Annotated in this window: 19 protein-coding genes; 13 read left to right on the plus strand and 6 right to left on the minus strand. The window is 66.1% G+C overall.

Going from position 1 to position 21,953, the window contains the following annotated elements; genetic code table 11:
- Positions 1–6 precede the first annotated feature (6 nt).
- On the plus strand, positions 7–435 hold the full coding sequence (locus DN387_RS14810) for a DUF2269 family protein (RefSeq protein WP_043863447.1): 429 nt from the start codon (positions 7–9) through the stop codon (positions 433–435).
- A 74-nt stretch (positions 436–509) separates the two neighbouring features.
- On the opposite strand, the gene DN387_RS14815 is transcribed toward DN387_RS14810, so the two are convergent.
- On the minus strand, positions 510–1,166 hold the full coding sequence (locus DN387_RS14815; RefSeq protein WP_043863448.1) for an HAD family phosphatase: 657 nt from the start codon (positions 1,164–1,166) through the stop codon (positions 510–512).
- Between the two features lie 140 nt (positions 1,167–1,306).
- On the opposite strand from DN387_RS14815, the gene DN387_RS14820 reads away from it, so the two are divergent.
- Positions 1,307–1,786 (plus strand): RNA pyrophosphohydrolase, encoded by a 480-nt coding sequence (locus DN387_RS14820; RefSeq protein WP_043863449.1) that lies wholly within the window; start codon positions 1,307–1,309, stop codon positions 1,784–1,786.
- A gap of 22 nt (positions 1,787–1,808) precedes the next feature.
- On the plus strand, positions 1,809–4,088 hold the full coding sequence (ptsP, locus tag DN387_RS14825; RefSeq protein ID WP_043863450.1) for a phosphoenolpyruvate--protein phosphotransferase: 2,280 nt from the start codon (positions 1,809–1,811) through the stop codon (positions 4,086–4,088).
- Positions 4,089–4,198: 110 nt separating this feature from the next.
- Here ptsP and DN387_RS14830 read toward each other — a convergent pair whose 3' ends face one another.
- On the minus strand, positions 4,199–4,945 hold the full coding sequence (locus DN387_RS14830) for an NRDE family protein (protein ID WP_054915521.1): 747 nt from the start codon (positions 4,943–4,945) through the stop codon (positions 4,199–4,201).
- Positions 4,946–5,074: 129 nt separating this feature from the next.
- On the opposite strand from DN387_RS14830, the gene DN387_RS14835 reads away from it, so the two are divergent.
- From DN387_RS14835 to DN387_RS14845, 3 genes are read left to right on the plus strand one after another with little or no spacing between them, the layout of a single operon-like run.
- Positions 5,075–5,857, plus strand: a complete 783-nt coding sequence (locus DN387_RS14835) for a sulfite exporter TauE/SafE family protein (RefSeq protein WP_043863452.1) — start codon at positions 5,075–5,077, stop codon at positions 5,855–5,857.
- A 14-nt stretch (positions 5,858–5,871) separates the two neighbouring features.
- Positions 5,872–6,684, plus strand: coding sequence for a prolipoprotein diacylglyceryl transferase (gene lgt, locus DN387_RS14840; protein ID WP_054915522.1), 813 nt, complete (start codon positions 5,872–5,874; stop codon positions 6,682–6,684).
- A gap of 48 nt (positions 6,685–6,732) precedes the next feature.
- Positions 6,733–7,704, plus strand: a complete 972-nt coding sequence (locus tag DN387_RS14845; protein WP_054915523.1) for a thymidylate synthase — start codon at positions 6,733–6,735, stop codon at positions 7,702–7,704.
- Between the two features lie 93 nt (positions 7,705–7,797).
- Here the strand turns inward: DN387_RS14845 and cadR are convergent, their stop codons facing one another.
- Positions 7,798–8,241, minus strand: coding sequence for a Cd(II)/Pb(II)-responsive transcriptional regulator (gene cadR, locus DN387_RS14850; RefSeq protein ID WP_043863455.1), 444 nt, complete (start codon positions 8,239–8,241; stop codon positions 7,798–7,800).
- An 84-nt stretch (positions 8,242–8,325) separates the two neighbouring features.
- Here cadR and DN387_RS14855 point away from each other — a divergent pair, with 84 nt between their 5' ends.
- The 6 genes from DN387_RS14855 to DN387_RS14880 all read left to right on the plus strand — a co-directional run bounded on the left by DN387_RS14855 (position 8,326) and on the right by DN387_RS14880 (position 16,753).
- Positions 8,326–10,617, plus strand: coding sequence for a heavy metal translocating P-type ATPase (locus DN387_RS14855; protein ID WP_054915561.1), 2,292 nt, complete (start codon positions 8,326–8,328; stop codon positions 10,615–10,617).
- Between the two features lie 8 nt (positions 10,618–10,625).
- Positions 10,626–11,495 carry a LysR family transcriptional regulator gene (locus tag DN387_RS14860; protein WP_043863456.1) on the plus strand — a complete coding sequence of 290 codons (870 nt, stop codon included), beginning with the start codon at positions 10,626–10,628 and terminating at the stop codon, positions 11,493–11,495.
- A 180-nt stretch (positions 11,496–11,675) separates the two neighbouring features.
- On the plus strand, positions 11,676–12,740 hold the full coding sequence (locus tag DN387_RS14865; RefSeq protein ID WP_054915524.1) for a putative 2-aminoethylphosphonate ABC transporter ATP-binding protein: 1,065 nt from the start codon (positions 11,676–11,678) through the stop codon (positions 12,738–12,740).
- A 1-nt stretch (position 12,741) separates the two neighbouring features.
- Positions 12,742–14,460 (plus strand): putative 2-aminoethylphosphonate ABC transporter permease subunit, encoded by a 1,719-nt coding sequence (locus DN387_RS14870; protein ID WP_054915525.1) that lies wholly within the window; start codon positions 12,742–12,744, stop codon positions 14,458–14,460.
- A 39-nt stretch (positions 14,461–14,499) separates the two neighbouring features.
- A complete protein-coding gene (locus DN387_RS14875) occupies positions 14,500–15,525 on the plus strand; it encodes a putative 2-aminoethylphosphonate ABC transporter substrate-binding protein (protein ID WP_054915526.1) in 1,026 nt (341 codons plus the stop codon).
- Between the two features lie 112 nt (positions 15,526–15,637).
- Positions 15,638–16,753, plus strand: coding sequence for a TIGR03364 family FAD-dependent oxidoreductase (locus tag DN387_RS14880; protein ID WP_054915527.1), 1,116 nt, complete (start codon positions 15,638–15,640; stop codon positions 16,751–16,753).
- A 78-nt stretch (positions 16,754–16,831) separates the two neighbouring features.
- Here the strand turns inward: DN387_RS14880 and DN387_RS14885 are convergent, their stop codons facing one another.
- Together DN387_RS14885 and DN387_RS14890 are read right to left on the minus strand one after the other, a co-directional pair.
- Complete coding sequence (locus tag DN387_RS14885) at positions 16,832–18,196, minus strand: DUF3482 domain-containing protein (RefSeq protein WP_054915528.1); 1,365 nt, start codon at positions 18,194–18,196, stop codon at positions 16,832–16,834.
- On the minus strand, positions 18,189–19,568 hold the full coding sequence (locus DN387_RS14890) for a DUF2868 domain-containing protein (protein WP_054915529.1): 1,380 nt from the start codon (positions 19,566–19,568) through the stop codon (positions 18,189–18,191). Before DN387_RS14890 ends, DN387_RS14885 begins: the two co-directional genes overlap by 8 nt.
- A gap of 75 nt (positions 19,569–19,643) precedes the next feature.
- On the opposite strand from DN387_RS14890, the gene DN387_RS14895 reads away from it, so the two are divergent.
- Positions 19,644–20,162, plus strand: coding sequence for a dihydrofolate reductase (locus tag DN387_RS14895; RefSeq protein ID WP_054915530.1), 519 nt, complete (start codon positions 19,644–19,646; stop codon positions 20,160–20,162).
- Between the two features lie 68 nt (positions 20,163–20,230).
- Here DN387_RS14895 and DN387_RS14900 read toward each other — a convergent pair whose 3' ends face one another.
- A complete protein-coding gene (locus DN387_RS14900) occupies positions 20,231–21,622 on the minus strand; it encodes an L-cystine transporter (RefSeq protein ID WP_054915531.1) in 1,392 nt (463 codons plus the stop codon).
- Positions 21,623–21,953 lie beyond the last annotated feature (331 nt).

Below are 21,953 nucleotides of genomic sequence, written 5' to 3' on the forward strand. Positions count from 1 at the left end.
GAAGACATGGAATTGCTGACAAGCCTGAAAATCGCCCACGTACTGGCCACGGTCGTGCTGCTGGGCAGTGCCCTGGGCCTGGCGCTGTGGGTCTGGCTGGCACGACGCAAGGGTGACGTGACTGCGCACACGCGCCTGTTGCAGCGGCCTTTGCTGTTCGTATGGTTGCTGATGGGCGTATGCCTGGTGAGCATGCCGTTCAGTGGCTGGTGGCTGGTGCACCTGATCGGCTGGCCATTGGGGCAGACCTGGGTGCTGGGCTCCAGCCTGATCTATACGGTGGGGGCGTTCTGCTGGTTCTGGCTGAGTGTGCGCCTTAACCGGCTGCGCACGGCGCCGGGCGCAGGCAACCCGAAGGTGACGCTGGGCCTGGCGGTGTTCTGCGCCGTGTGCTTCATCGCGATTGCCGGGCTGATGGGTGCAAAACCCGTCTGACGCCTTCGCCGGCCAGGCCGGCTCCTACACCCGTTGCGCTGTAGGAGCCGGCGTTGCCGGCGAATGGTCACACCTCAATCGCGCAGGCTGATCACCGGCCAGCCGCGTTTCTCGGCTTCGGCACGCAGGGTAGGGTCCGGGTTCACCGCCACCGGGTTGGCCACCTGCTCCAGCAGCGGCAGGTCGTTGATCGAGTCGCTATAGAAGTAGCTGTCGTCCAGGTTCAAGCCATTCTCTTCGAGCCAGCGGTTCAGGCGCGTCACCTTGCCTTCACGGAAGCACGGCACGTCGATGCTGCGCCCGCTGTAGCGACCGTCGACCATCTCGCACTCGGTGGCCAGCAAGGTCTCAACGCCCAGGCGCTGGGCAATCGGGCCGGTGATGAAGCGGTTGGTGGCGGTGATGATCACCAGCTTGTCGCCTGCGTCACGGTGCTTTTGCAGCAGCGCCAGGGCCTGGGGCAGGATGATCGGCTCGACGCAGTCGCGCATGAAGTCGCGGTGCCATTCGTCGAGTTGCGCCATTTCGGTCCGGGCCAGGATCTCCAGGGTGAATTCAAGGTAGGCGCCCTGGTCCAGCTTGCCGGCCAGGTAGTCCTGGTAGAACGCATCGTTGCGGTTCTTGTAGGCGATGGGGTCGAGAATCCCGCGTTCGCACAGGTAATCGCCCCAGGCGTGGTCGCTGTCGCCACCCAGAAGCGTGTTGTCCAGATCGAATAAAGCCAGGCGCATCGAAGTCACTCGCATAACATCTGAAAAGGCCCACAGAATACGGACTTTTATCTGCTATGCACATAAGGTGGAGCGGCGCGTTGCTGGCGTTGCAAGCTTTGTGGAACAATGCGGCGACATGCGTTTGCGAGGTTGCTGCCGTGATCGACCCCGATGGTTTTCGCCCCAATGTCGGGATCATTCTGACCAATGATCTCGGGCAGGTGCTATGGGCTCGACGGATCAACCAGGATGCCTGGCAGTTTCCACAAGGCGGGATCAACCCCGAGGAAACGCCGGAAGACGCCCTGTACCGCGAGCTGAATGAAGAAGTGGGCCTGGAGCGGCAGGATGTTGAAATTCTTGCCTGCACCCGTGGCTGGTTGCGTTATCGTTTACCCCAACGTCTGGTGCGTACCCACAGCCAACCGCTGTGCATCGGCCAGAAACAGAAATGGTTCCTCCTGCGCCTGGTGTCCAACGAGCAGCGGGTGCGGATGGATTTGACCGGTAAACCGGAATTCGATGGGTGGCGCTGGGTCAGCTATTGGTATCCGTTGGGCCAGGTGGTGACATTCAAGCGCGAGGTTTACCGCCGCGCTCTCAAAGAGCTTGCCCCGCGCCTGCTGGCGCGCGACTGACGACGGAGTTCGACCCCGAGCCATGCTCAATACGCTGCGCAAGATCGTCCAGGAAGTTAACTCCGCCAAGGATCTCAAGACGGCGTTGGGGATCATTGTGTTACGCGTCAAAGAAGCCATGGGCAGCCAGGTGTGTTCCGTCTACCTGCTCGACCCGGAGAGCAACCGCTTCGTGCTGATGGCCACCGAGGGCCTGAACAAGCGCTCCATCGGCAAGGTCAGCATGGCCCCCAACGAAGGCCTGGTGGGCCTGGTGGGTACCCGCGAAGAACCGCTGAACCTGGAAAACGCCGCCGATCACCCGCGTTATCGCTACTTTGCCGAAACCGGCGAAGAGCGCTTTGCCTCCTTCCTCGGTGCACCCATCATCCACCACCGCCGCGTGGTGGGCGTGCTGGTCATCCAGCAGAAGGAACGTCGCCAGTTCGACGAGGGCGAAGAAGCCTTTCTGGTCACCATGAGTGCGCAACTGGCCGGGGTTATCGCCCATGCCGAGGCCACCGGCTCGATTCGCGGCCTGGGGCGCCAGGGCAAGGGTATCCAGGAAGCCAAGTTCGTCGGCGTGCCGGGCTCGCCTGGCGCGGCGGTGGGTACGGCGGTGGTGATGCTGCCGCCGGCCGACCTGGACGTGGTGCCGGACAAGACCGTCACCGACATCGACGCCGAACTCAAACTGTTCAACAACGCCCTCGAAGGCGTGCGCAGCGACATGCGCAACCTCTCGGCCAAGCTCGCCACCCAGCTGCGCCCCGAAGAGCGTGCGCTGTTCGACGTGTACCTGATGATGCTCGAAGACGTCGCCCTGGGCGGCGAGGTGGTGGAGGTCATCAAGACCGGCCAGTGGGCCCAGGGCGCCTTGCGCCAGGTGGTGGGCGAGCACGTCAACCGCTTCGAGCTGATGGACGACGCCTACCTGCGCGAGCGCGCCTCCGATGTCAAAGACCTGGGCCGGCGCCTGCTGGCCTACCTGCAGGAAGCCCGCCAGCTGACCCTGGTGTACCCCGACAACACCATCCTGATCAGCGAAGAGCTGACCCCGGCCATGCTCGGCGAAGTACCCGAAGGCAAGCTGGTGGGGCTGGTGTCGGTTCTCGGCTCGGGCAACTCCCACGTCGCGATCCTGGCGCGTGCCATGGGCATCCCCACGGTGATGGGCCTGGTCGACCTGCCGTATTCGAAGGTCGACGGCATCCAGATGATCGTCGACGGCTACAAGGGCGACGTCTACACCAACCCCAGCGAAGTGCTGCGCAAGCACTACACCGAAGTGGTCGAGGAGGAGCGCCAGCTGGCCCAGGGCCTGGACGCCCTGCGCGAACTGCCGTGCGAGACGCTCGATGGCTATCGCATGCCGCTGTGGGTCAACACCGGGCTGCTGGCCGACGTGGCGCGGGCGCAGCAGCGCGGCGCCGAAGGGGTGGGGCTGTACCGTACCGAAGTGCCGTTCATGATCAACCAGCGCTTCCCCAGCGAAAAGGAGCAGCTGGCGATCTATCGCGAGCAACTGGCGGCCTTCCACCCGTTGCCGGTGACCATGCGCAGCCTGGACATCGGGGGTGACAAGGCGCTGTCGTACTTCCCGATCAAGGAGGACAACCCGTTCCTGGGTTGGCGCGGTATCCGCGTGACGCTGGACCACCCGGAGATCTTCCTGGTGCAGACCCGCGCCATGCTCAAGGCCAGCGAAGGCCTGAACAACCTGCGCATCCTGCTGCCGATGATCTCCGGGATACACGAACTGGAAGAGGCATTGCACCTGATCCACCGCGCCTGGGGCGAGGTGCGCGACGAAGGCACCGACGTGCCGATGCCGCCGGTGGGGGTCATGATCGAGATTCCGGCGGCGGTCTACCAGACCCGCGAGCTGGCGCGCATGGTCGACTTCCTGTCGGTGGGGTCCAACGACCTGACCCAGTACCTGCTGGCGGTCGACCGCAACAACCCGCGGGTGGCCGACCTCTACGACTACCTGCACCCTGCGGTGCTGCAGGCCTTGCAGCACGTGGTGACCGCGGCGCATGCCGAGGGCAAGCCGGTGAGCATCTGTGGCGAGATGGCTGGCGACCCGGCAGCGGCGGTGCTGCTGATGGCCATGGGCTTCGACAGCCTGTCGATGAACGCCACCAACCTGCCGAAAGTGAAATGGATGCTGCGTCAGATCAGCATGAGCAAATCCAGGGAATTGCTGGAGCAAGCTATGGGTATCGATAACCCGCAGGTTATCCACAGCTCGCTGCAACTGGCCCTGAAGAACCTGGGGTTGTCGCGGATGATCAATCCTGGGGCTTCCAAGACCCTGTGAAGCCGGGGCGGCTTCACGGCCCTTCGCGGGTCAAGCCCGCTCCCACAGGGATCTCACCGGTCTTGATGCTTGTGCTGTATCTGTGGGAGCGGGCTTGACCCGCGAAAGCGTCAAACCTGCAAGGTGACCTCGCCCAACTGCCCTCCAAACGGCCCGAAGCTGCGCTCCACCATCAACCTGCTGCCATCCGCCTCGACAATCAACACCGTACTCGCCCGCGTCCCGTAGTTCTGGCTGGCAATGAACACGCTCGACAGCAACCGCTCGGTCGCCAGCCCCACACCGGTCTGCGGCAGCTCGGCCTCTTCGGCCTGCTGCTCATCCCCAAGCAACGCCAGCAGCCGCTGTGGTCGCGGGTCCTGCAGCTGGTCTTCGAGCGCAGCCCGCATCTTCAGCAGTTTCGGCCACGGCGTATCCAGCCCGGCATTCGACAAGCCGTACACCCCCTCGCCCAGCAGCACCGGCGCCGCCTCCTGCGCATTCAGGTACCCCAGCTGCCCGGCGTCCCCTACCAGCAGGTTGAATCCCGAATACTGGCTGCTGCGGCTGGCCACATGGTCCAGGTAAGCCTCCACCCCCAGCTCGCCGCGCAGAAATCCCGCCACCAGCTCGCCGCGCGAGCGCGCACCCTGCGCCTGCTGCGGGTCCCGAATATTGGTCAGCGCCGCAAAGCGCCCGCCCGGTCCGACCCCCAGCCAGCTGCCGCCAGCCTCCAGGTCACGTCCGGCATACACCCCCGGCGCATCCTCCCACGCCCCCAGCGCCTGGCTGGGGCGGGCATAGAACTCGTCACGGTTGGCCGCGACGATCAGCGGCCGGGCATGCCCCGGGCGCCATGCAAAAGCAATCAGACACATAGGTTCGCTCCCAGTGTTTTCAGCCACTCTACCCACACTGGCGTTCGCTATCCATCGACTAAACGTGTCTTCACTAGAGCCACAGGCCCACCTTCCGTTACCATGCCGAACTGATTTTGGGGGTCGACAATGGAATTTGTGATCTATCTGGTGCTGGGCGCCTGTGCAGGTGTACTGGCCGGGCTGTTCGGCGTGGGCGGCGGCATCATCATCGTGCCGGTGCTGGTACTGAGCTTCACCCTGCAGGGCTTCGACGCCTCGGTGCTGACCCACCTGGCAGTCGGCACGTCGCTGGCGACCATTGTCTTCACCTCGGTCAACGCCATCCTCGAGCACCACCGCCGTGGCGCGGTGCAGTGGCCGATCTTCGTGTGGATGACCGTGGGCATCCTGCTCGGCGCCGGGGTCGGGGCCAAGACCGCCTCGCTGATCCAGGGCCCTCACCTGCAGAAGATCATCGGCGTGTTCGCCCTGCTGGTGGCCGTGCAGATGGCCCTGGACCTCAAGCCCAAGGCCAGCCGCGGCGTACCCGGCAAGCTTGGCCTGACCGCCGCCGGCGGCGTGGTGGGCTGGGCCTCGGCGATCTTTGGCATCGGCGGCGGCTCGCTCACCGTGCCCTTCCTGACCTGGCGCAGCCTGCCCATGCAGCAGGCGGTGGCCACGTCCTCGGCCTGTGGTTTTCCGATTGCGGTGGCCAGTGCCCTGAGTTTCATCGTGCTGGGCTGGGACGAGGCGCACCTGCCGCCCAACAGCCTGGGCTTCGTGTATTTGCCGGCGCTGCTCGGGATTGCCCTGACCAGCATGTTCTTTGCCCGTTTCGGTGCGCGCCTAGCGCATAAACTGTCGCCACGCCTGCTCAAGCGGCTGTTCGCCGCACTGCTGTTCTGTGTAGGCCTGAGCTTTTTGCTTTAACGAGAGGAGTCACCATGCTGCCTTACCCGCAGATCGATCCCGTGGCACTGGCCATCGGGCCGCTGAAAATCCACTGGTACGGCCTGATGTACCTGATCGGCATCGGCGGCGCGTGGCTGCTGGCGTCGCGCCGGCTGCACCGCTTCGACCCCACCTGGAGCCGCGAGAAACTCTCCGACCTGGTGTTCTGGCTGTCCATGGGCGTGATTGTCGGCGGGCGCCTGGGCTACGTGCTGTTCTATGACCTGAGCGCGTACCTGGCCAACCCGACGCTGATCTTCGAGGTGTGGAAGGGCGGCATGTCGTTCCATGGCGGCTTCATCGGCGTGATGCTGGCGGCGCTGTGGTTCGGCAAGCGCAACAACAAGTCGTTCTTCGAGCTGATGGACTTCGTTGCGCCGCTGGTGCCGATCGGCCTGGGTGCCGGGCGCATTGGCAACTTCATCAACGCCGAGCTGTGGGGCAAGGCCACCGACGTGCCGTGGGCCATGGTGTTCCCGCCGTTCAGCGACCCGGCGCAATTGCCGCGTCACCCGTCGCAGCTGTACCAGTTCGCCTTGGAAGGTGTGGCACTATTCCTGATTCTGTGGCTGTACTCGCGTAAACCGCGCCCGACCATGGCGGTTTCCGGGATGTTCGCGCTGTTCTACGGCATCTTCCGCTTCATCGTCGAGTTCGTGCGGGTGCCGGATGCGCAGCTGGGTTACCTGGCCTTCGGCTGGCTGACCATGGGTCAGGTGCTGTGCGTGCCGATGATCTTCGCCGGTATCGCGCTGATCTGGCTGGCCTACCGCCGCGCGCCGAGTGCCAAGGGCGCCGCGCTTTAATTTTCCCGGCAGGGGCCTGGCCCCTTCCGGTATCGAGACAGGTAAGACATGAAGCAATATCTAGAGCTGGTGCGTGATGTGATCGAGAACGGCACCCTGCAGGGCAACCGTACCGGCGTGCGCACCATCAGCCTGCCGGGCGCCATGCTGCGTTTCGACCTGCAGAATGGTTTCCCGGCCATCACCACCCGCCGTCTGGCGTTCAAGTCGGCGATCGGCGAAATGGTGGGCTTTCTGCGTGGCGTGAAGAACGCCGGCGAATTCCGTGAACTGGGCTGCAAGGTCTGGGACCAGAACGCCAACGAGAACGCCCAGTGGCTGGCCAACCCGTTCCGCCAGGGGCATGACGACCTGGGCGAGATCTACGGCGTGCAATGGCGTCAGTGGCCGGCCTACAAGCGCATCCCGCTGAGCAACCCCGCGGCCATCGAGCTGGCGCAGAGCAATGGCTTCGTGAAGATTGCCGAGGCAGAAGAAGAGGGCGAGGCGTTCGTGGTGCTGTACAAGGCCATCGACCAGATTCGCCAGTGCATCGACACCATCCACAACGACCCGGGCAGCCGCCGCATCCTGTTCCATGGCTGGAACTGTGCGCAGCTGGACGAGATGGCGTTGCCGCCGTGCCATCTGCTGTATCAGTTTCACCCGAACGTGGAGACCAAGGAGATTTCCCTGACCCTCTACATCCGCTCCAACGACCTGGGCCTGGGCACACCGTTCAACCTCACCGAAGGCGCCGCGCTGCTGTCGCTGGTGGGCCGCCTGACCGGCTACACGCCGCGCTGGTTCACCTACTTCATCGGTGATGCGCACGTGTACGAGAACCACCTGGACATGCTCACCGAACAGCTCAAGCGCGAGCCGCTGGCGGCGCCCAGGCTGGTGATCTCCGACCGCGTGCCGGAGTATGCCAAAACGGGTGTGTACGAGCCTGAGTGGCTGGAGAAGATCGAGCCGAGCGACTTCAGCCTGGAAGGCTACGAGCACCATGCGCCGATGACGGCGCCGATGGCGGTTTAAGCGCGCCATACCGCTTCGCCAGCAAGGCTGGCTCCTACAAGGATCACCGCAATCCCCTGTAGGAGCCAGCCTTGCCGGCGAAAGGGCCCTCAGTCAGTGCCCATGGCTGCGCCCCACATGCGAATGCTCCGCCTCCGGGGCTGTCACCGCACCGTTCACCTCCAGATGCTGCAGGATCGAGCACTGCGTTTCCTGCGCCCGGCAATGCTGGCGCAACTCCAGCAACTGCCCCTGCAACGCCACCAACCCGTCGATGCGCGCCTTCACGTGCTGGATATGCTCGTCGATCAGCGCATTCACGCTTTCGCACTGGTCCTCCGGGCTGTCGCGCAGGCGCAGCAGGCTGCGGATCTCTTCCAGGGTCATGTCCAACGTGCGGCAGTTGCGGATGAAGGTCAGCCGCTCCACGTGCGCCTGGGTATACAGCCGGTAGTTGCCCTCGCTGCGCGCAGGCTCTGGCAAGAGGCTTTCACGCTCGTAGTAGCGAATGGTTTCCACCGGGCAGTCGGTGGCCCTGGCCAGCTCTCCGATCTTCATCTGCAAAATACCTCGGTTGGTTGCTTGACCCTATAGTGGCTACAGGGTGTTCACTTGGCAACAGGACCTTTAGGGATGAACCACATGAACCAGCCTGTCAGCCCCGACCACGTCGGCCACGCGCACGATCACAAGCATGAACATAGCCACGATCATGCCCACGACCACGCGGACCACGACCACGCCAGCCCCGCGCCTGCCGCGCCTGCCCACGGCAGCTGCTGCTCCGGCGCAGCCGCACCGGCCCTGGTGCAGCTGCGTGAAACCACCAGCAGCGATGCGCGGCTGAGCCGCTTCCGGATCGAGGCCATGGACTGCCCGACCGAGCAGACCCTGATCCAGAACAAGCTGGGCAAGCTCGACGGCGTCGAGCAGCTGGAATTCAACCTGATCAACCGTATCCTCGGCGTCACGCATACCCACCCCGACACCCTCGGCATCGAGCAGGCGATCACCTCGCTGGGCATGCACGCCGAACCGCTCGACGATGCGGGCGAGGCCGGCAGCGACGCAGGGGCTGCGCCGAAGAAAGCCTGGTGGCCGCTGGCGCTGTCCGGTGTCGCTGCACTCGCCGCCGAGATCGTCCACTTCACCAATGCCGCCCCGGAATGGGCCGTGGCCCTGCTGGCGCTGGCGGCCATCCTCGGCTGCGGCCTGGGCACCTACAAGAAGGGCTGGATTGCCCTGAAGAACCGCAACCTGAACATCAACGCACTGATGAGCATCGCCGTGACCGGCGCCGTGCTGATCGGCCAGTGGCCGGAAGCGGCCATGGTGATGGTGCTGTTCACCCTGGCCGAACTGATCGAGGCGCGCTCGCTGGACCGTGCACGCAACGCCATCGGCGGCCTGATGCAACTGGCCCCGGACCTGGCCACCGTGCGCCAAGCCAACGGCCAATGGCAGGAGGTCGACGTGCGCCAGGTGGCCCTTGGCGCCACCGTGCGCGTGCGCCCAGGCGAACGTATCGGCCTGGACGGCGAAGTGCTGCAAGGCCAGTCCAGCATCGACCAGGCGCCGATCACCGGCGAAAGCCTGCCGGTGGAGAAGGGCCCCGGCGACAAGGTGTTCGCCGGCACCATCAACCAGTCCGGTGCGCTGGAGTACCGCGTGACCGCCGCCGCCGGCCAGTCGACCCTGGCCCGCATCATCAAGGCCGTGGAGCAAGCCCAGGGCGCCCGCGCCCCGACCCAGCGCTTCGTCGACCAGTTCTCGCGCATCTACACCCCGGTGGTGTTCGTGCTGGCACTGGCGGTGGCCGTGGTGGCACCGCTGTTCTTCGGCGGCCTGTGGTTCGACTGGATCTACCGTGCGCTGGTGCTGCTGGTGGTGGCGTGCCCGTGCGCGCTGGTGATCTCGACCCCGGTGACCATCGTCAGCGGCCTGGCCGCCGCAGCGCGCAAGGGCATCCTGATCAAGGGCGGCGTGTACCTGGAGGGCGGGCGCAAGCTCAGCTTCCTGGCGCTGGACAAGACCGGCACCATCACCCACGGCAAACCGGTGCAAACCGACTACCGCGTGCTCGATGCGCGCTTCGAAGACCGCGCCCAGCACATCGCCGCGAGCCTGGGCGCTCGTTCCGATCACCCGGTGTCGATGGCCATCGCACAGCAGTACGCCGATAAGCCGCTGGCCGAGGTCAGCGAGTTTCAAGCCCTGATGGGCCGTGGCGTGGGCGGCAAGATCGACGGCGTGCTGTACCACCTGGGCAACCATCGCCTGGTCGAGGAACTGGGCCTGTGCTCGCCCGAACTGGAAGCCCAGCTCGATGAGCTGGAGCGCCAGGGCAAGACCGTGGTGCTGCTGCTCGACGCCTCCGGCCCGCTGGCGCTGTTCGCCGTGGCCGATACGGTCAAGGAAAGCAGCCGCGAGGCGATTGCGCAGTTGCATGCACTGGGTATCAAGACCGTCATGCTCACCGGCGACAATCCGCACACCGCCGAGGCCATCGCCGCGCAGGTGGGCATCGATGAGGCTCGCGGCAACCTGCTGCCGGCCGACAAGCTCAAGGCCATCGAAGACCTGTACGCCCAGGGCCATCGGGTCGGCATGGTCGGCGACGGCATCAACGATGCCCCGGCGCTGGCGCGCGCCGAGATCGGGTTTGCCATGGCGGCGGCCGGTACCGACACCGCCATCGAAACCGCAGACGTGGCACTGATGGATGACGACTTGCGCAAAATCCCGGCGTTCGTCAGGCTCTCGCGGCAAAGCGCGGCGATCCTGGTGCAGAACATCGTTCTGGCCCTGGGCATCAAGGCGATCTTCCTGGCGATCACCTTCACCGGCATGGCGACCTTGTGGATGGCGGTGTTCGCCGACATGGGCGTGAGCTTGCTGGTGGTATTCAACGGCTTGCGCCTGCTCAGAAAGTAAGAGGCGGTATGTTGAGTTCCGAGTTGAAGGCGTTCTACATGGTGGCCCGCCTGGGCAGCATTACCCTGGCGGCGAAGAAACTCGGGCTCAGCCAGCCGACGGTGACCACGCAGATCCGCAACCTGGAGGCCCAGTACGGGGTCGAGCTGTTCTTTCGCGGCGGTCGCCGCCTGACCCTGAGCGACGACGGCACGCGGCTGATGCCGATGGTCAAGGCGCTGATGCAGCAGGAGTCGGATATCGAGTTCTTCCTGCGCAACAGCGGCCAGGGGCAGGGCGGCCTGCGCATTGCGGCCACCGCGCCGTACTACATTCTCGACCTGGTGAAGATCTTCCGCGAGCGCCTGCCGCAGGTGGAGCTGTCGGTGGAGATCGGCAACTCGCAGCAGGTGCTGGAGTGGCTGGAGGATTACCGCGTGGACATGGCCGCCTCGTCACAGCTGGTGGAGGATGCGCGGCTGGTGCGGCGGGTACTGGGCGTCGACCCGCTGGTGGTGGCAGTGCACCGCAACCACCCCCTGGCCTCGCGTGAGGCGGTGCCGCTGAGTGCGCTGGGCGGGCATTGCCTGCTGATGCGCGAACAGGGCTCGACCACGCGCCGGCTCACCGAGCAGATGCTCGACGAGGCGGGGGTGAAGGTGGGCTCGCTGCTGGAGATCGGTAGCCGCGAATCGATCCGCGAGGCGGTGCTGCGCAACATCGGCATCAGCATCATCGCCCGCCACGAGGTGCCGCATAACCCGGAGCTGAAGGTGCTGGCGCTGGAGGGTGCGCCGGTGATGCATGAGTACCTGTACTGCCTCAAGGAACGGCGCCAGGCGCGGTTGCCTGCTGCCTTTCTCGGCCTGGCCCAGGAAGTATCGGCGTCTGGTCCATAGCCATCGCGGGTCAAGCCCGCTCCCACAAGATCGTTGTGGGAGCGGGCTTGACCCGCGATGGGCTGCGCAGCAGCCCTACAAAATCTGCCTATACCACTATCACCCGCTTTTGCCCCACCGCCACAGAACCTTCGCATTGCCCGCCTAGCATGGCCCTCACTCGTTCAGTGAGGTCCCGGCATGAACAACGCACTCGCAACCCCCGGCGCACAGATGAAAGTGCGCGGCATCCACAAACGCTTCGGCGCCTTCACCGCGCTGCACGACGTGTCCCTGGACATCGTCGCCGGCGAACTGGTGTGCCTGCTCGGCCCCTCCGGCTGCGGCAAGACCACCCTGCTGCGCTGCATCGCCGGGCTCGAACGCCAGGACCGCGGCACCCTCTACATCGGTGACCGCGACATTTCCGAGCTGCCGCCCCAGGCCCGCGACTACGGCATTCTGTTCCAGTCCTACGCGCTGTTCCCCAACCTCACCGTCGAAGCCAACATCGCCTACGGCCTGACCGCCAGCAGCCGCGACGAATCCCGTCAGCGCGTGGCCGACATGCTCGACCTGGTCGGCCTGCGCGGCAGCGAGAAGAAGTACCCCGGCCAGCTCTCCGGCGGTCAGCAACAACGTGTGGCCCTGGCCCGCGCACTCGCCCCGGCACCCTCCTTGCTGCTGCTCGACGAACCCATGTCGGCCCTCGATGCCCGCGTGCGCGACCACCTGTGCAGCGAGCTGCGTCAGCTGCAACGCCAACTTGGCATCACCACCCTGATGGTCACCCACAACCAGGACGAGGCCATGCTCATGGCCGACCGCATCGCGGTGATGAACAACGGCCAGGTCGAACAGTACGACACCCCGCAGGCCATCTACGACAAGCCGGCCACGCCGTTCGTGGCCGAGTTCGTCGGCCAGGGCAACTGGCTGCCATTCCAGCAGCGCAGCGACAGCCATGCCCAGGTAGGTGACATGAACCTGCGCCTGGCCCCCGGTGCGGGCGCGGCCAACAGTGGCCGGTTGTTCTGCCGCCCCGAGGCGATCAGCGTCAACCCGCCGGTGCATGAAGAAAACCTGTTCCCGGCCCGCGTGCGGGAAATCACCTTCCTTGGCAATCGCTGCCGCATGAGTTTCGAGTTCAACCAACTGCCCGGCCACGCACTCACCGCCGAGGTGGCGCCCGAGTCGATGCCGCGCCTGGGCTCGCAGGATATCTGGGTGGCCTTGCCGCCGCGCAGCCTGCAGGTGTTTGCCTGACATGGGCGCGCCGATGAGCCTGCCGATCGCACCTGCGAAGGCCAAGACCACCGGCGGCGTCGCGCTGGGTGATCGCCTGTTCGTGACCGGCAGCAAATGGCTGTTGCTGGTGCTGCTGACCGTCGCGGTGCTGCTGCCGTTGCTGGCGATCTTCTGGCGCGGCTTCAGCAGCGATGCCGGGCAGGGCGGCGGGCTGGTCGCGGCCCGCGAACTGTTCGCCAGCGCCAACTTCCACTGGCTGCTGGGCAACAGCCTCACCGTCGCGCTGAGCGTGGCGGCCATCGTGGTGCCCACCGCCTACCTGTTCGCCTATGCGCTGCAACGCACGCTGATTCCGGGCAAGCGTATCTGGCGCGGGATCTCGCTGCTGCCGCTGCTGGCGCCTTCGATGCTGCCGGCCATCGCGCTGGTGTACCTGTTCGGTAACCAGGGCCTGCTGCGCGGGCTGCTCAGCGACAATATCTATGGCTTCTGGGGCATCGTGCTGGGCGAGGCCATCTACACCTTCCCGCATGCGCTGATGATCCTGCTCTCGGCACTGTCGCTGGCCGATGCACGGTTGTTCGATGCGGCCTCCAGCATGGGCGCCGGGCCACGCCGGGCGTTCACCAGCATCACCTGGCCGGCCACGCGCCAGGCCGTGTTCGCCGCGTTCTGCCTGGTGTTCACCCTCACCATCACCGACTTCGGCGTGCCGGTGGTGGTGGGTGGCGACTACCAGGTGCTGGCGCTGGAAGCCTACAAGGCGGTGGTGGGCCAGCAGCAGTTCGGCCGTGGTGCACTGATCGGCATGGTGCTGCTGGTGCCGGCGCTGCTCAGCTTTGCGGTGGATGCCTGGCTGCGCCGGCGCCAGGGCGATGCCATGAGCGGTCGCGCCCAGGTGTTCGAGCCGGCCCCCAGCCGCCGGCGTGATGCGTGCTTCCTGGCCATCGTGCTGCTGGTGTGCGCCATTCTGCTGCTGGTGGTGGGCATGGCGGTGTACTCCTCGTTGGTCAAGTTCTGGCCCTACAACCTGTCGCTGTCGCTCAAGCACTACCAGTTCGACGACACCGCCGGCGGCGGCTGGCTGGCCTACCGCAACAGCATCACCATGGCGCTGGGCACCGCCCTGATCGGCAGCGCGGTGATCTTCAGCGGCGCCTACCTGATGGAGAAGACCAGAGGCCGTCTCAACCTGCTGCTGCGCCTGCTCAGCTTCGTGCCGATGGCCGTGCCCGGGTTGGTGCTGGGGTTGGGCTACGTGTTCTTCTTCAACCTGCCGGGCAACCCGCTGCATGTGTTCTACGGCAGCATGACGCTGCTGGTGGTGTGCACCATCGCGCACTACCTGACCACCGCGCAGATGACCGCCACCACTGCACTGCGCCAGCTCGACAGCGAGTTCGAGGCCGCCGCGCTGTCGCTCAAGGCCCCGCTGTACCGCCACTTTGCGCGGGTTACCGTGCCGATCTGCCTGCCAGCGCTGCTGGACATCATCCGCTACCTGTTCGTCTCGGCGATGACCACCGTGTCGGCGGCCATCTTCCTCTACAGCCCCGACACCATCCTGGCCGCGGTGGCGGTACTGAACATGGACGATGCCGGCAACGTCGGCGGTGCCGCCGCCATGTCCACCCTGATCCTGCTGACCAGCGCCGGCGTGTCACTGCTGCTGGCGTGGGCCTCGCGTGGCCTGCTCAAACGCTCCCAGGCCTGGCGCCAGCGCGCGCCGGGCCACTGATTGCTCTTCCAACCCTGTACTGCTCAAAGGAACCGCACCATGTTCAAGCCACTTGCTCTTGCCGCTGCCGTGCTCGCTGCCGTGACCGTGCAGGCCCAGGCCGCCGACACCCAGCTCACCGTGTACACCGCGCTGGAGGCCGAACAGCTCAAGACCTACAAGCAGGCCTTCGAGAAGGCCAACCCGGATATCGAGATCAAGTGGGTGCGTGACTCCACCGGCATCATCACCGCCAAGCTGCTGGCCGAGAAGGATCGCCCGCAGGCCGACGCGGTGTGGGGCCTGGCGGCGTCGAGCCTGGCGATCCTCGACCAGCAGGGCATGCTGCAGACCTATGCCCCCAAGGACCTGGACAAGATCGGCGCCAACTACCGCGATGCGGCCAACCCGCCGGCGTGGGTGGGCATGGACGTGTGGGCGGCGACCATCTGCTTCAACACCATCGAGGCCGAGAAGCAGGGGCTGAGCAAGCCGGTGAGCTGGCAGGACCTGACCAAGCCCGAGTACAAGGGCAAGATCGTGATGCCCAACCCGGCCTCGTCCGGCACCGGTTTTCTGGATGTGAGCGCATGGCTGCAGACCTTCGGCGAGAAGCAGGGCTGGCAGTACATGGACGAGCTGCACCAGAACATCGGCCAGTACGTTCACTCCGGTTCCAAGCCGTGCAAGCTGGCGGCGGCGGGAGAGTTCCCGATCGGCATCTCGTTCGAGTACCCGGCGGTGCAGCTCAAGCGCCAGGGCGCGCCGCTGGATATCGTGCTGCCCAAGGAAGGCCTGGGCTGGGAGATCGAGGCCACTGCGCTGATCAAGGGCAGTCAGCATGAAGCCGCGGCCAAGCGCCTGGCCGACTTCTCGGCGAGCCCGGCGGCGATGGAGCTGTACAAGGAGAACTTCGCGGTGCTGGCGCAGCCGGGCATTGCCAAGCCGCAGACCGAGTTGCCGGCCGATTACGAGCAGCGTCTGATCAAGAACGACTTCGGCTGGGCATCGAAGAACCGCGACAGCATTCTGGCCGAGTGGCGCAAGCGCTATGACGGCAAGTCGGAGAAGGTGGCGCAGCAGTAAATCCGCTTCGCAATCATCGCGGGTCAAGCCCGCTCCCACAGGGATCATCGCCGTCCTTGTGGGAGCGGGCTTGACCCGCGATGGCCGCACCACAATCCTGAAGGGAACCCCCATGTCAGATTTTCTCATCGTCGGCGCCGGCATCCTCGGTCTGTCCCACGCCTACGCCGCAGCCCGGCGCGGCCTGCGGGTCAAGGTGTTCGAACGCAGCGCCACCCCGCTGGGCGCCTCCATTCGCAACTTCGGCCAGGCCCTGGTCAGCGGCCAGCCGCCCGGCCAGATGCTCGAACTGGCCAAGGCCAGCCGCGGCATCTGGGCCCACTGGGCCGAGCACGCCGGCTTTGCGCTCAAGCGCAACGGCTCGCTGCTGCTGGCCCGCACCGCGCTGGAGCAAGACCTGCTCGAAGCCTTCTGCAACGGGCGTGCACTCGAGCACGGCTACCCGGTCGAACTGCTGCAGGGCGCCGCGCTCGATGCGCTGTACGACGGCCAGTTCCGCCATCATCGCGCCGCCCTGCGTGGGCTGGACGATCAGCAGGTGTACTCGCGCGAGGCCATCCCTGCGCTGGTCAACTACCTGCGCGAGCAACTGGGCGTCGAGTTCCACTTTTCCACGCTGGTGCGCGAGGTGGAGCCGGGGTTTCTGACCACCACCGCCGGTCGCTTCAGCGGCGAGCATATCGTGGTGTGCAGCGGGCACGACTACCAGACGCTGCTCGCCGAGCCGATGGCGCAGTTGCAGCCGCAGGTATGTCGCCTGCAGATGCTGCGCGCCCGGCCATGCTTCGGCCTGGACCTGCAGCATTCGCTGCTGACCGGGTTGAGCTGCCTGCATTACGGGGCGTATGCCGACCTGCCGCAGGCGCAGGCCCTGCGCGCCGAGGTACAGGCCGGCAGCCCGCACCTGCTGGAAAACGGCATTCACCTGTTGATCAGCCCGACGCCCCATGGCGAGCTGATCATCGGCGATTCGCATGCCTACGGCAGCGATGCGTCGCCGTTCAATGCCGAGCAGGTGGACAACTGGATGATCGAGCTGGCCGAGCAGACGCTGGGTGGGCGCATCGAGGTGCTGGAGCGCTGGCAGGGGGTGTACGGCTCGGGTGGGCCGGGGCCGTTTTCGCTGCTGGCGGTAGCGCCGGGGGTGAGTGCGGCGCTGATGCACAGCGGGGTGGGGATGAGCGTGGGGCCGGCGTTGGCGGAGGGGCATATTGCACGTCTGATCTGAGACCGCCATCGCGGGTCAAGCCCGCTCCCACAGGGATCGCACACTCTCTGTGGGAGCGGGCTTGACCCGCGATTGGCCTTAAAGCTCCTGCACAAGACTGTCGATCTGCTCCTGCCGCTCCGCCTGCCCGAGTTTGGCCCCTGGGTTCATCGACGACCACTGCGGGTGCGCCCGCGCCTTGCTCAGCGCTTCCGGCAACTTGCCCTCGCGCCAGCCCTTGTCGCTGGGCAACGTCAGCTTGATGCGAGCTGTCGCCGCATGCCCGCGCCCCTCCAGCGCCGCCAGCAACTGACGCTGACGCAACGCCAGCAAGCGCAGCACCCCGTCGTCCACCGTCAGTTCATGCTGGCCCTTCAGCTTGCCCATCAGCCGCGAACCGTAACTGCGTGCCGTCTGCAGCGCCCCCCCGGCAATCGCCCCGGCCAGTGCGGCCGCCCCCAGGGTGATGCCGCCGACCAGCAGGTCGACCCCGGCACCGGCCGCCGCGCCCGCGGCAACCCCGCTGCCCAGGCGCACGCCCAGCAATTTCAGGGTCTCGGGGTTGAACAGGTCATCGCCCCAGCGCCCGTCCAGCAGCGGTAGCTCGCCGGTGTTGGCGTCGTCCTTGCGAAACGCATACAGCTTGAGCAGCGTCTCGACGCAGCGTTGTTCACGCTGGCGAATCACCTGATGCAGCTCGCTGATCGCCGCTGCCTCGGCCTCCGGCCTGGCGATCACGCTACGCCGGCACGCCGCGCAATCGAGCAGCAGTTCGGCAATCAGGCGCTTGGCGCTGTGCTGGCGTGCCACACGCTGGGCCTGCTGGTCATCGATAAGGCGCTGCAAGGCCGGGCGCGCATTCTCCAGCAGCAAGGCCAGGCTTTCGTACAGGCGCTGCTCGCCATCCTGCGGCGGGGCCACGCTGTCGAAGCGCACCAGTGCGTGCAGCCCCAGGCGTGCCAGGGCCTCGCGCCAGTCCGGCTCGCGATGCTCGTTGCTGGCCACGAAGTTGAGCACCGGCAGCAGCGGTTTGCCGCAACCGGCCAGCACTTCCAGTTCATCGCGGTACTTGGCCAGCACCGGCTCGCGGGCGTCGATCACGTACAGCCCGGCATCACTGGCCAGCAGCTGGCGCAGCACCTTGGCCTCCTGCTCGAAGCGCTGGCGCGCCTCGTTGCCTTGCAGAAAACGCTCGACCCGCGCCGGGCCGTCCAGCCGCTCACCGGGCCGATCGAGACGCTCCAGGTAATCGAGCAGCGCGATGGCATCCTCCAGGCCCGGGGTGTCGTACAGCTCCAGCAGCGGCTCGCCCTCCACCGACAGCCGTGCGCCTTCCACATGCCGGGTGGTGCTGGGGCGGTGCGAGACTTCGCCGAAACCCACGTCGCGGGTGAGCGTGCGCAGCAGCGAGGTCTTGCCGACGTTGGTGTGGCCGACCACGGCCAGTTTCAACGGCTTAGTCATGGCCATGCTCCAGCCAGTTGAGGGGGGCACTGTCGGCGTAGGCCAGGCCCAGTTGCTCCAGCGCCTGGTACCAGTCGCCCAGGCGGTCGGCGTCCAGTGCCTGGCCGGGTGGCGCCTGCAACAGCCAGATGCGCGTGGCCCCGGCGCTGCGCGCAAGCTCGGCCAGCAGCGCCAGGCTGCCCCGGTCGGGCGAGCGGCGCGGGTCGCAGGCGATGGCCAGGCGCGCGGGCGGGAAGCGGCTCAGCTGTTCGAGCAGCCTGTTGCGTGATTCGCGGCTGTCGAGGATACCGGCGTTGGTCACCGAGGCTGGCAGAGCGGGCGGCCAGGGGCGCTGGTCGTCGAGCTCCAGGCCCACCAGCAAGGCGCCCTCGGCCGGTGCGTCGCCTTCGCTGCGGGTGATTTCGGGCAAGGCCTGCGGGGCAGGGTCGTTGACCCCCAGGCGTTCGCTGCTGGGCATCAGCACGTCGCGCAGGGCGCTGTAGCCGGGCAGGTTGAGGTCCAGGCCCAGGCGCCGGCGCCCGCTGTGCCAGCGCCACAGGCACAGGGCCGCGAGCACCAGCCGCGGCAGCAGGCCGTACACCACCAGCACGCCGAGCATCCAGCCGGCCCACGACTGGCGTGCCAGCTCCAGCGCCGGTTGGCTGGCGCCACTGGCGCGGATCATGGCCGCGTCCGGCACGCTGAAGCCCAGCAGCGCGGGCAGGGCGCCGAGGGCCTGGGTCAGGCCGACAAAGGTGTCGGGGTCGAGGATGGTGGTTTCCCACACAAAGCCATAACGCCGGGTGGCCAGCAGCATCAGCATCACCACCAGGGCGCTGGCCAGCGCCAGCAGCCACAGGCCGTGCACCAGCAGGCCGAGCAGCCAGCGGTTGAGGCGCTGGCGTTGCAGCAGCACCAGCAGGGCAGGGGCCAGGTGCGCGGCCTTGGCATCGCGGGCGAACTTTTCGCTCAGCCATAGCCACAGCCGCCCCAGGCTGGCGCCATGGTCGCCGGCCAGGGCAAAGCCCAGAGTCCAGCTCAGCAGCATCAGCAGGTTAAGCCCCAGCAGGCTGCCCAGCGCCCAGAACACGTTGACCGGGCGCTGGCCGTCGCCCAGCCCGGCGAAGGCCAGGCCGGCGCCGCTGAGCACGGCGAGCAGCAGCAGGGCCAGCAGCGCCAGGCGCGCCCCGGCTTTCCAGCGCCCCAGCGCGGCGCGCAGGCCGTCGCGTTCGGCCAGCCACAGGGCGCGGTGTTCGATGCGTGCAGCCAGGTCGCCACCTTGCTGGCGCGCACGGCGGTTGGCTTCCTGGTCTTCCAGCGCGCCGGCATGTTCTTCACGCAGGCGCACGGCTTCGGTGAGCCAGCGTTTGTCCAGGTCAGTCAGTCCAGTCACACCCAGCTTCCATTGGTCAGATGATTCGAAGCATAACTCACGCATCGGTTGGCGAGCTTTGCTATCCTCCCGCGCATGAAAACATCACTACCTCTATGCCTGATAGCGGCCGTCGCCGAGAACAACGTCATTGGCATCCACAACCGTATGCCTTGGCATCTGCCAGGTGATTTCAAATTCTTCAAGTCCACTACCCTGGGCAAGCCGATCATCATGGGTCGCAAGACCTGGGATTCGCTGGGGCGCCCGTTGCCGGGGCGTCTGAACCTGGTGGTCAGCCGTCAGCCGGGCCTGGTGCTGGAGGGCGCCGAGGTGTTCGGCTCGCTGGATGAGGCCATCGTGCGGGCCGAGCAGTGGGCGCTGGAGCACGGTGTGAACGAGCTGATGCTGATCGGCGGTGCGCAGCTGTACGGTCAGGCGTTGGAACGCGGGCTGGCGGATCGCCTGTACCTGACGCGGGTCGAGCTCAGCCCGGTGGGGGATGCGTGGTTCCCTGAAGTGGATGCACAGCAGTGGGCGATGACCTCGACCCAGGCGAACGCGGCTGAAGGGGACAAGCCGGCTTATCACTTCGAGGTGTGGGAGCGGCGTTGATGCATTCGCCGGCAAGGCCGGCTCCTACACGATTGCTGTAGGAGCCGGTCTTGCCGGCGAAGGGGCCTTCAGCTATGCGTCAACTGCGCATGCTCATCGGCCTCCAGCAGCACCTTGTCGGTCTGCCCCATGGCCTGGCTGGTCAGGGTACCGGCCACCATCGCACCACTCACGTTCAGTGCCGTGCGGCCCATGTCGATCAGCGGCTCGACCGAGATCAGCAGCGCCACCAGCTCCACCGGCAGGCCCATCGCCGGCAGCACGATCAGCGCGGCGAAGGTCGCACCGCCACCCACCCCGGCCACCCCGGCCGAACTCAGGGTCACGATGGCCACCAGCGTGGCGATCCACAGCGGGTCGAGCGGGTCGATGCCCACCGCCGGGGCCACCATCACCGCCAGCATCGCCGGGTACAGGCCTGCGCAACCGTTCTGGCCGATGGTCGCGCCGAACGAGGCGGCAAAGCTGGCAATCGCCTGAGGGATGCCCAGGCGACGGGTCTGCGCCTCGATGCTCAGCGGAATGCTCGCCGCACTGGAGCGGCTGGTGAAGGCAAAGGTCAGCACCGGCCATACCTTGCGGAAAAACCGCAGCGGGTTGACCCCGCCCAGGCCCAGCAACACACCGTGCACCACGAACATCAGGCCCAGGCCGATGTACGACACCACCACGAAACTGCCCAGCTTGAGAATGTCGTCCAGGTTGGAGCTGGCCACCACCTTGGTCATCAGCGCCAGCACGCCATACGGGGTGAGCTTCATCACCAGGCGTACCAGGCGCATCACCCAGGCCTGCAGGGTGTCGATGGCCACCAGCGCACGGTTGCCCTTGTCGGCGTCGTCCTTGAGCAGTTGCAAGGCGGCCACACCGAGGAACGCGGCGAAGATCACCACGCTGATGATCGAGGTCGGCTTGGCCCGGGCCAGGTCGCCCACCGGGTTGGTGGGGATGAACGACAGCAGCAGTTGCGGGATGTTGAGGTCGGCGACCTTGCCCGCGTAGTCACTCTGGATGGTCTGCATGCGCGCGGTTTCCTGCACGCCGGCCACCAGGCCTTCGGCGCTGAGGCCGAACAGGTTGGTCAGGCCGATGCCGATCAACGCGGCGATGGCCGTGGTGAACAGCAGGGTGCCGATGGTCAGGAAACTGATCTTGCCCAGCGACGAGGCGTTGTGCAGGCGTGCCACGGCGCTGAGGATCGAGACGAAGATCAGCGGTATGACGATCATCTGCAGCAGGCCCACATAGCCGTTGCCGACCAGGTCGAGCCAACTGATGGTGCTTTTCAGGACCGGGCTGCCGGCACCGTAGATGGCATGCAGGGCACTGCCGAACAGCACGCCGACGATCAGGCCGACCAGCACTTTCTTGGCCAGGCTCCAGGAGGTCTTGCTGGTTTGCGCCAGGCCCAGCAGCAAGGCTGCGAACACCAGCAGGTTGAGAAACAGCGGCAGGTTCATTGAAGCTCCAGACAAAGGGCGGGGCGTCGCGTCTGTGCGCGATTGCGAACAGAAATGCTAACAGCCTGAAAAACAACGAAATTAGATCTAAATGGAATTTAGATAGATGGTTTTGGAATAACCATATTCCTCGGCAAGCAAAGACGGACGAAAACAGATGCGGGGCTGGGGTGTAAGGGGCAGATGTTGCCGCCCTCTGTACCGGCCTCTTCGCCGGCAACGCCGGCTCCTACGGGGCCACGGCGTCTGTAGGAGCCGGCGTTGCCGGCGAACACCGCACCGCAGGCAAAAAAAACCGGCGCCTGGGCGCCGGTTCTTTATTGTCGCCAGA

It is taken from the genome of Pseudomonas sp. FBF18 (assembly GCF_024261405.1).
In the GTDB taxonomy this organism is placed as follows: Bacteria; Pseudomonadota; Gammaproteobacteria; order Pseudomonadales; family Pseudomonadaceae; genus Aquipseudomonas; species Aquipseudomonas palmensis.

Coding starts and splice junctions, on each gene's coding strand:
- DN387_RS14810 (WP_043863447.1), top strand. CDS start 7: ATGGAATTGCTGACAAGCCTGAAAATCGCCCACGTACTGGCCACGGTC.
- DN387_RS14815 (WP_043863448.1), bottom strand. CDS start 1,166: ATGCGCCTGGCTTTATTCGATCTGGACAACACGCTTCTGGGTGGCGAC.
- ptsP (WP_043863450.1), top strand. CDS start 1,809: ATGCTCAATACGCTGCGCAAGATCGTCCAGGAAGTTAACTCCGCCAAG.
- DN387_RS14830 (WP_054915521.1), bottom strand. CDS start 4,945: ATGTGTCTGATTGCTTTTGCATGGCGCCCGGGGCATGCCCGGCCGCTG.
- DN387_RS14835 (WP_043863452.1), top strand. CDS start 5,075: ATGGAATTTGTGATCTATCTGGTGCTGGGCGCCTGTGCAGGTGTACTG.
- lgt (WP_054915522.1), top strand. CDS start 5,872: ATGCTGCCTTACCCGCAGATCGATCCCGTGGCACTGGCCATCGGGCCG.
- DN387_RS14845 (WP_054915523.1), top strand. CDS start 6,733: ATGAAGCAATATCTAGAGCTGGTGCGTGATGTGATCGAGAACGGCACC.
- cadR (WP_043863455.1), bottom strand. CDS start 8,241: ATGAAGATCGGAGAGCTGGCCAGGGCCACCGACTGCCCGGTGGAAACC.
- DN387_RS14855 (WP_054915561.1), top strand. CDS start 8,326: ATGAACCAGCCTGTCAGCCCCGACCACGTCGGCCACGCGCACGATCAC.
- DN387_RS14860 (WP_043863456.1), top strand. CDS start 10,626: ATGTTGAGTTCCGAGTTGAAGGCGTTCTACATGGTGGCCCGCCTGGGC.
- DN387_RS14865 (WP_054915524.1), top strand. CDS start 11,676: ATGAACAACGCACTCGCAACCCCCGGCGCACAGATGAAAGTGCGCGGC.
- DN387_RS14870 (WP_054915525.1), top strand. CDS start 12,742: ATGGGCGCGCCGATGAGCCTGCCGATCGCACCTGCGAAGGCCAAGACC.
- DN387_RS14875 (WP_054915526.1), top strand. CDS start 14,500: ATGTTCAAGCCACTTGCTCTTGCCGCTGCCGTGCTCGCTGCCGTGACC.
- DN387_RS14880 (WP_054915527.1), top strand. CDS start 15,638: ATGTCAGATTTTCTCATCGTCGGCGCCGGCATCCTCGGTCTGTCCCAC.
- DN387_RS14885 (WP_054915528.1), bottom strand. CDS start 18,196: ATGACTAAGCCGTTGAAACTGGCCGTGGTCGGCCACACCAACGTCGGC.
- DN387_RS14895 (WP_054915530.1), top strand. CDS start 19,644: ATGAAAACATCACTACCTCTATGCCTGATAGCGGCCGTCGCCGAGAAC.
- DN387_RS14900 (WP_054915531.1), bottom strand. CDS start 21,622: ATGAACCTGCCGCTGTTTCTCAACCTGCTGGTGTTCGCAGCCTTGCTG.